9 protein-coding genes are annotated in these 7,982 nt (G+C 46.6%); 7 read left to right on the top strand and 2 right to left on the bottom strand.

The genetic code is table 11. The annotated features are described in order from the left end of the window. The 4 genes from B7X71_RS09485 to B7X71_RS09470 all read left to right on the top strand — a co-directional run. The coding region (locus B7X71_RS09485; protein WP_293600589.1) for a transporter substrate-binding domain-containing protein at positions 1-694 on the top strand (694 nt) is incomplete at its 5' end. Positions 695-738: 44 nt separating this feature from the next. Continuing rightward, a complete protein-coding gene (locus B7X71_RS09480; RefSeq protein WP_293600588.1) occupies positions 739-1,392 on the top strand; it encodes an amino acid ABC transporter permease in 654 nt (217 codons plus the stop codon). Positions 1,393-1,426: 34 nt separating this feature from the next. Further along, on the top strand, positions 1,427-2,158 hold the full coding sequence (locus B7X71_RS09475; RefSeq protein ID WP_215303365.1) for an amino acid ABC transporter ATP-binding protein: 732 nt from the start codon (positions 1,427-1,429) through the stop codon (positions 2,156-2,158). Beyond that, on the top strand, positions 2,158-2,823 hold the full coding sequence (locus B7X71_RS09470; RefSeq protein ID WP_293600586.1) for an amino acid ABC transporter permease: 666 nt from the start codon (positions 2,158-2,160) through the stop codon (positions 2,821-2,823). Before B7X71_RS09475 ends, B7X71_RS09470 begins: the two co-directional genes overlap by 1 nt. An 83-nt stretch (positions 2,824-2,906) precedes the next feature. On the opposite strand, the gene B7X71_RS09465 is transcribed toward B7X71_RS09470, so the two are convergent. Continuing rightward, a complete protein-coding gene (locus tag B7X71_RS09465) occupies positions 2,907-4,427 on the bottom strand; it encodes a CoA-acylating methylmalonate-semialdehyde dehydrogenase (protein ID WP_293600584.1) in 1,521 nt (506 codons plus the stop codon). Positions 4,428-4,575: 148 nt separating this feature from the next. Here B7X71_RS09465 and B7X71_RS09460 point away from each other — a divergent pair, with 148 nt between their 5' ends. From B7X71_RS09460 to B7X71_RS09450, 3 genes are read left to right on the top strand one after another with little or no spacing between them, the layout of a single operon-like run. Next, complete coding sequence (locus tag B7X71_RS09460; protein ID WP_293600582.1) at positions 4,576-5,697, top strand: NADH:flavin oxidoreductase/NADH oxidase; 1,122 nt, start codon at positions 4,576-4,578, stop codon at positions 5,695-5,697. A gap of 51 nt (positions 5,698-5,748) precedes the next feature. Beyond that, entirely contained in the window at positions 5,749-6,408 is a 660-nt protein-coding gene (locus tag B7X71_RS09455; protein WP_293600580.1) for a SprT family zinc-dependent metalloprotease, read from the top strand. Positions 6,409-6,442: 34 nt separating this feature from the next. Next, positions 6,443-7,528: a tartrate dehydrogenase gene (locus tag B7X71_RS09450; RefSeq protein WP_293600578.1), complete on the top strand. Its 1,086-nt coding sequence runs from the start codon at positions 6,443-6,445 to the stop codon at positions 7,526-7,528. A gap of 19 nt (positions 7,529-7,547) precedes the next feature. On the opposite strand, the gene B7X71_RS09445 is transcribed toward B7X71_RS09450, so the two are convergent. Then, positions 7,548-7,982, bottom strand: a 435-nt coding sequence (locus B7X71_RS09445; RefSeq protein WP_293600576.1) for an exonuclease domain-containing protein, incomplete at its 5' end; no start/stop codon positions are given.

The following is a 7,982-nucleotide window of genomic DNA, read 5'->3' as shown; positions in this document are numbered from 1 at the left end:
TTCCAACTCCTCTGACACTAAAGAAATTAAGGTTGCTGTTTCCCCCGCATCTCCCCCCATGCTGTTTGATGATAAGGGGCAGATCATTGGTGCAGATATGGATATTTTCCAGGGCTACTGCCAGTCTCGCGGCTGCACTTTGAAGGTGACTCCTTATGATTGGGCTGGAATGTTGGGTGCTGTTTCTAGCGGCCAAGCAGATGTTGCCTTCTCTGGCATTTCTATTACAGACAAGCGTAAAGAGGTAATGGATTTTTCCCAGCCTTACTATGACAATGCTTGGCATCTCGTCAGCATGAAGAATAAAAATATCCAAATCACGGATTTGAATCAACTTAAGAAATACTCCATTGGTTATCCGCGCGGCATGGCCTACGATGATCTGATTAAGAATGAGTTGGAGCCAAAGGGCTACTACTCCCTGAGCAAGGTCAAGCTGTATCCCTCATATGCTGAGGTGATCACCGACCTGCAAAATGGCAATCTTGATCTGGCTTTTATTGAAGAGCCCGTATTTCTTAATTATGAGAACAAGTTGAAGTTACCAATTCAGAGTAGCTATGTGTTTACAGGCTTTGATAAGTTGGGCTTTGCTTTTGCTAAAGGCTCTAAATTGCGTGACGACTTTGATAAATACCTCAATGAACTTGGCCCAGAAAAAATTAAAGCCATTCTAGATAAGTGGATGAAATAAACGCTGCTGATCAAGGTCTTAACTAGTAGTCGAAAGCCTGCCCTGTGACTTTTCTGGATATTCTTACCCAGTTAGCTCAGGGCATTTCTTATACGGTGCTGGTAACACTCGTTTGCTCTGCAACCGGTTTAGTGGTGGGTTTATTTCTAGCAAGCCTGCGTCGTATGGATATTCCTTGGCTCATTCCGCTGATTGACAGTTATACCTATGTATTTAGGGGTGTGCCGGTTTTGGTTTTACTATTTATGGTGTACTTTGGATTGCCGGGGATTGGTTTTAAAGTCCCACCCTTGATGGCTATGGCGCTGAGTTTGGGTCTAGTGGCTTCCGCCTATTTAGCTGAAGTATTTCGGGGTGCATATAACTCAGTCGATCCCGCCGAAGTAACTGCAGCGCAGGCAATGGGGATGACGCGTATTCAGGTTCTCAGATTTATCGAGATACCGCAGATGTTGCGATTCTCGATTCCAGGCATGGTCAATGAGTTCACTTCAGTTTTAAAGTATTCGCCATTTGCTTACACCGTTGGGATCCCGGAGATTACCAAGCAAGCCATGACCTTGACCTCGACAACGCTGCGGGGTATTGAAGTCTATCTAGCAGTGGGCATTCTCTATTTTGTGATTTATAGAATTTGCTTGCTCGGCGTTCAGTTGTTGGCTAAACGCTATCAAATTCCGGGGATGAGTCTAGCATGACTACCAAGATGACATTATTCAAAGGGGTAATTTTGTGGCGTTAATTCAAGTGAGGGATTTGGTTAAGGAGTTTGGCGGACAAACAGTCCTTTCCAAGATCAATCTCGATCTCAATGAGGGGGAGGTCCGCGTTTTGATGGGCGCCTCTGGTTCTGGTAAGTCTACTTTATTGCGCTGCCTCAATCGCTTGGTTGAACCCACTTCAGGATCGATCGTATTTAGGGGTAGCGAGGTGTTGGGACCTGATGTTGATGTGCGAGAGTTGCGCAAGCAAATTGGTTTCGTATTTCAGCAGTTCGCTTTGTATAGTCATTTGACTGTTTTAGATAATGTCTCATTGGGTTTGCGCAAGCTGCATGGCATGGGCAAAGCAGAGGCAAAAGAAAAGGCTTTATTTGAGTTATCTCATTTTGAGATGACGCCACATCAAGACAAATACCCCTCGCAGCTTTCTGGTGGGCAGAAGCAGCGAGTCGCCATTGCAAGGGCGCTCGCTATGGATCCGGCAGTCTTAGTCCTCGATGAGCCTACTTCAGCATTGGATCCTGTGATGTCTAGAGATGTCGCCGATTTAATTAATCGCTTGCATGGCGAGGGCATCACTATGATTTGCGTTACACATGACCTCAACTTAGCGCGCAATATAGCAGATACAGTGATGTTCTTAGACCGTGGCGTTATTCGTGCTGATGATCGGATTGATACTTTGAGCAAGCACGCTGATCCAGAAATCAAGGCCTTCTTTGGTGCAGAGGAAAAGCGTTGATGGGAGGATGGCCATCCTTTATCCGTGATCTCACGGAGCAGATGCCCTTAATTCTGACTGGGCTGGTGAAGACTTTGCAATTAGCCGGCTTGATTAGTGTTTCAGGTTTGCTTTTGGGCATTGTGGTGTTTTATCACACCCTCAGTAAAAATCAGTATGTACGTAGCGCCATCAATGCTTATATCTCCTTCTTTATCGGAATGCCCTTAATCGTTTTGCTGTTCTTAATGTATTACGGCTTACCGCAATGGGGTGTTCGACTATCTCCATTTACGGTGGCTTTTATTGGTTTTACCTTCAATGTGGCTGCCTACAATGCAGCGTATTTAAAGACTGCCTTTAATGGTTTAGACAAGACTCAACTTGAGGCAGCAAGTGCACAGGGCTTTAGCCCGCTGCAGATTTTTAAGTTCATTACTTTGCCGCAGGTCATTCGCTTTTCTATTCCAGCCCTCACTAATCAAGTGATTGCGAATCTAAAAGATAGTTCGGTTGCATTCTTGATTCAGTACACCGAATTCTTTGCGCGCATACAAGAATTGGCTGCAACAAACTTTCAGTTCTTTAAAGCCTATCTTTTAGCTGCCTTGGTTTACCTAGCCTTAGTATCGGTGATTGTCTTATTTGCTCGCGCCATTGAGCGGCGCTACTTTATTCCTACTTAATCTCTAGGCCATAGGGTCGTGATAAAAAAAATAGCGACCCAGAGGCCGCTATTGTTACTGATAGATACTTATCGCAGTATTAATTACTTCGAAGTTGGCATGACAAACTCTGCGCCTTTAGCAATGCTCTCAGGCCAGCGCTGCATCACACTCTTTTGCTTGGTATAGAAGCGAACACCTTCTTTGCCGTAGGCATGCATATCGCCGAAGAGGGACTTCTTCCAACCGCCAAAACCATGCCAAGCCATTGGAACTGGAATAGGTACGTTGATACCAACCATGCCCACCTGAACGCGACGGGCAAATTCACGGGCAATATTGCCATCGCTTGTGAAGCAAGCAACACCATTACCGTACTCGCAAGCATTTACCAGATTCAATGCGTCGGTAAAGTTCGCTACTCGCATGCAAGACAAGACTGGGCCGAAGATTTCTTCTAGATAAATCTTCATTTCTGGAGTGACGTTATCAAACAGGGTGCCGCCAATAAAGAAGCCATTCTCATGACCTGGTACTTTTAATCCGCGACCATCTACGAGTAACTTGGCGCCTGAAGCTACACCGCTTTCAATATAGCCAGTAATGCGCTCTAAGGCGGCTTTAGTAACGATTGGGCCCATTTCTGCATCGAGTTCCATGCCGTTCTTGACCTTTAAGGTCTTGGTGCGCTCAATCAGCTTTGGCATGATTTTCTCTGCAACATCGCCAACTAAAACGGCTACAGAAATTGCCATGCAACGCTCGCCAGCAGAACCGTAGGCAGCACCAATCAAAGCATCAATCGTTTTATCGATATCTGCATCGGGCATGACAACCATATGGTTCTTAGCGCCACCCAATGCCTGTGAACGCTTGCCAAAGTGTGCGCAACGCTCATAAATGTAGTTAGCAATTGGGGTTGAGCCTACAAAGCTGACTGCTTTGACATCAGGATTTTCAATTAAGGCATCTACAGCTTCTTTGTCGCCCTGAACAACGTTAAATACACCGTCAGGCAAACCCGCCTCTTTTAAGAGCTTGGCCATCAACAGGGAAGCTGAAGGATCGGTTGGGCTTGGTTTCAGGATGAAGGTATTACCGCAAGCAATGGCTACCGGGAACATCCACATTGGCACCATCACGGGGAAGTTAAATGGGGTAATACCAGCAACTACTCCCAAAGGCTGACGCATGACCCAGTTATCAATATCGGTAGAGACTTGCTCGGTGTAATCACCTTTTAGCAGTTCTGGAATGCCGGTAGCAAATTCAACTATATCAATACCGCGCGTGACTTCACCCTGGGCATCAGTAAATACCTTGCCGTGTTCGGCGGTAATAATGGCAGCTAATTCATCACGATGGGTATTGAGTAGTTCAAGATACTTGAACATGATTCGTGCGCGGCGCAGTGGGGAGGTTTGGCCCCAGCTCTCAAAAGCCTTTTGGGCAACTGCCACGGTAGCGTCAACATCCTTGCGGCTGGCTAAAGAAACACGTCTTGCAACGGCTCCTGTAGAAGGGTTAAAGACATCGGCAAAACGACCGTCTTTTGGGTTGACGACTTTACCGTCAACAAAATGACCAATATCTTCTTTTGATTCAAAGGCTTGTGGTGTGCTCATAGATTTTGCCTAATATTTTTTCTAGTTTTTTGGGTTTACATACTTGGGCGACCTGATATCCGCAAAAGTTTATAGCCTCGTTTATCCTACCATTTCTATTTTATCGCTTTCATTACTTTTTCGCTGTTCAGGATCCAAGGGCATTTAAATGAGTCTTCTATTTTCAAGTTACACGCTGAGCTCACCAAAGGGCGATTTAAAGCTCCCCAATCGCATCGTAGTGGCGCCCATGTGCCAATACTCGGCTGTGAATGGCGAGGCTCAGGATTGGCATTTAATGCACTGGGGCAATCTCCTGAATAGCGGGGCAGGCTTGTTCATTATTGAGGCCACTGGTGTGACGCCAGAGGGGCGCATTACCCCTGCCTGCCTTGGTTTATGGGATGACCGTACGGAGGCCGCTCTCAAGGACAAGCTGAGCAGGGCTCGTAAGCTGGCACCAGCAACCCCTGTTTTCATCCAGTTGGCGCATGCTGGCCGAAAAGCTTCTAGCGCCACCCCCTGGGAAGGCGGGCAACTGCTCTCTAAAGAGCAGGGTGGCTGGGATACGCTTGCCCCTTCAGCTATTCCTCAGTTGAAGGATGAACGCTTGCCTCATGAACTCTCTGGAACGGAGTTGGCAGAACTGATTGCAGCATTTGTTGTTGCGGCGCAGCGTGCTGAGCGCATTGGTGTGGATGGGATCGAATTGCATGGGGCGCATGGCTACCTCTTACATCAATTTTTATCGCCAATCGCCAATCAGCGCACTGATGAATACGGTGGCTCTTTTGAGAATCGCATCCGCTTCCTCTTGGAATTATTTGCAGCAGTACGTAATGCATATCAAGGCGTATTAGGCATTCGGATTTCTGCCAGCGATTGGATTGAGGGTGGTTGGACTCCGCAGGAGACTGCAGATTTTGCATCCCGTCTCAAACCATTGGGATGTGATTTTGTACATATCTCATCGGGGGGTATTTCACCATTGCAAAAGATCGCGATAGGACCAAATTACCAAGTTCCATTCGCCAAAATCGTAAAAGATCAATCTGGTTTGCCTACGATGACAGTTGGCTTGATTACAGAGCCTCAGCAAGCAGAAGATATTCTCCAAAAGGGAGATGCAGATTTGATTGCTTTAGCCCGTGCATTTTTATACAAGCCACGATGGGCCTGGGAGGCCGCTGCAGCCTTAGGTGGCACGGTGCCTTCAAATGAGCGTTACTGGCGCTGTCTACCACGTGAAGCTCAGGCTATATTCGGTGATGTCAAAGTAGGGCAGCGATAATAGAGTCCCTTCCCATATTCAATCCCTAATAAAAACATCACTGAGTTATTCATGAAGCAACATTCTGTACGAGAATCTTGGCTGGAAGACGCCGTAAGACATTTAGAGCCTGTATTTTCAAAAGCGGGCTACGCAATTCCGCCCGTTCGCGTATCGTGCGGATTTCCAGCCTCTAGCAGTCCGAGAACAACGCTAGGGCAGTGCTGGCCCCGCGAGCGCTCTGGTGGCGGAGTAAATGAAATTTTCATTTCTCCAAAGTTGGATGATCCAGTTCAGCTCTTAGATACCCTGGTTCATGAGTTATGTCATGCGGTAGATGATTGCTTTAGTGGTCACGGCGAGGACTTTAAAGGCATCGCCCAGACTGTTGGTCTAGAAGGCCCCGCCAGAATGGCTCATGCTACCGAAGAGTTGATGGTGCGTCTGATGATGATTAGCCAAGAGCTTGGCCCATATCCGCATCAAGCAATTGTTTTCCCGCCACCAAGACCGAGCAATGCAAGTCGTAATAAAGCCAAATGTGCTCAGTGTGGATATGAGGTGACCTTATTAAAGAATTGGGCTACCTATGGAGCCCCGATTTGCCCAAAAGATAATATTCGGATGCAGGAGACTGCAATTGAGACAATTGAAAATACGACGGAGCACGATACAGAATCAGTAACCGGCTCCAAACCCAAGACCGATGAGATTCGTCGGGCGATTAGCTAAACCCATGTATGTTGAAGATCGGATGAGACATTAAATGAAGAAAAACAAAGTAGTTCAGAACCCAAAAATTGCTGTTATCGCTGGTGATGGAATTGGTAAAGAGGTCATGCCAGAAGGTATTCGTGCATTAGAGGCTGCTAATCAAAAGTTTGGTATTGGTATGCAGTTTGATCATTTTGATTTTGCTAGCTGTGATTACTATCTCCAGCATGGCAAGATGATGCCGGATGATTGGTTTGATACTCTGATGCAATACGATGCGATATTTTTTGGCGCGGTCGGTATGCCAAACATTCTTCCAGATCATGTATCTTTATGGGGAAGTCTTATTCAGTTTCGTCGCTGCTTTGACCAATACGTCAATCTGCGACCAGTTCGATTGCTGCCCGGTGTGCCATGCCCCTTAGCAAACCGAAAACCTGGGGATATTGATTTTTACGTCGTTCGTGAAAATACCGAGGGTGAATATTCGAGCGTTGGCGGGAAGATGTTCCCGGATACTGATCGAGAGTTTGTGATTCAAGAATCTATCTTTACAAGACAAGGGGTGGACCGCATTCTTCAGTATGCTTTCGACCTTGCGCAAAGTCGTCCAAAAAAACATTTAACCTCTGCCACTAAGTCCAACGGAATTGCAATCACCATGCCCTATTGGGATGAGCGAGTTGAGGCGATGGCTAAGCAATTTGGCGATGTGAAAATGGACAAATACCATATTGATATCTTGGCTGCACACTTCGTGATGAACCCAGACAGGTTTGATGTTGTTGTAGCCAGCAATTTATTTGGAGATATCTTGTCGGACTTGGGTCCAGCATGCACTGGAACAATTGCAGTCGCGCCATCAGGAAGTATTAATCCAGAAGGAAAATTCCCCTCCTTATTTGAACCGGTACATGGATCAGCACCTGATATCTTTGGCAAGATGATTGCCAATCCAATTGGACAGATCTGGTCAGGCTCAATGATGTTGGATCACCTGGGTTATCCAGAGGCTGGCAAGGCTATCTTCAATGCAATTGAGCGAGTTCTGGCTGCAGATAACTCCCCATTGACGCCTGACTTAGGTGGCAAGTCTCGTACGGATGACTTGGGTAAGGCGATCGCAGCCGAAATCTAAATTGGTTTTAGCTATGCAGTTAGTTGCTTGCGGCAGAAGGACTCCATACGGGGTCCTTTTTACTTGCCTTTGCAATCTCAGCTAAGATTTTTTCGTGTAACTGGCAATCTTCTTCACTTGCAGTCATGAGTTTGAGTTTGCTTGGTAAGGCTTTCATTTGGCCAGAGGCATCGGTGCCAACGGTGTAGTCAATCAGATCGATGGATAGATCTTCTTGGCCACGCGTCATCGCTACATAGACCTCTGCTAGTAACTGGGCATCAAGTAAAGCCCCGTGCAAGGTGCGATGTTGATTGCTGATGGCAAAGCGTTCGCAGAGCGCATCGAGAGAATTGCGCTTACCTGGAAACATTTGACGGGCATCGAGAAGAGTGTCAGTGATTTTGGAAGCAAGACCTCTGAAAGCGGGGCGCTTGAGCAAAGCAAATTCGTTATCCAGGAATCCCAAGTCAAA

This window comes from Polynucleobacter sp. 39-46-10 (assembly GCF_002282275.1).
This window is presented reverse-complemented; position numbering and strand designations above follow the sequence as displayed.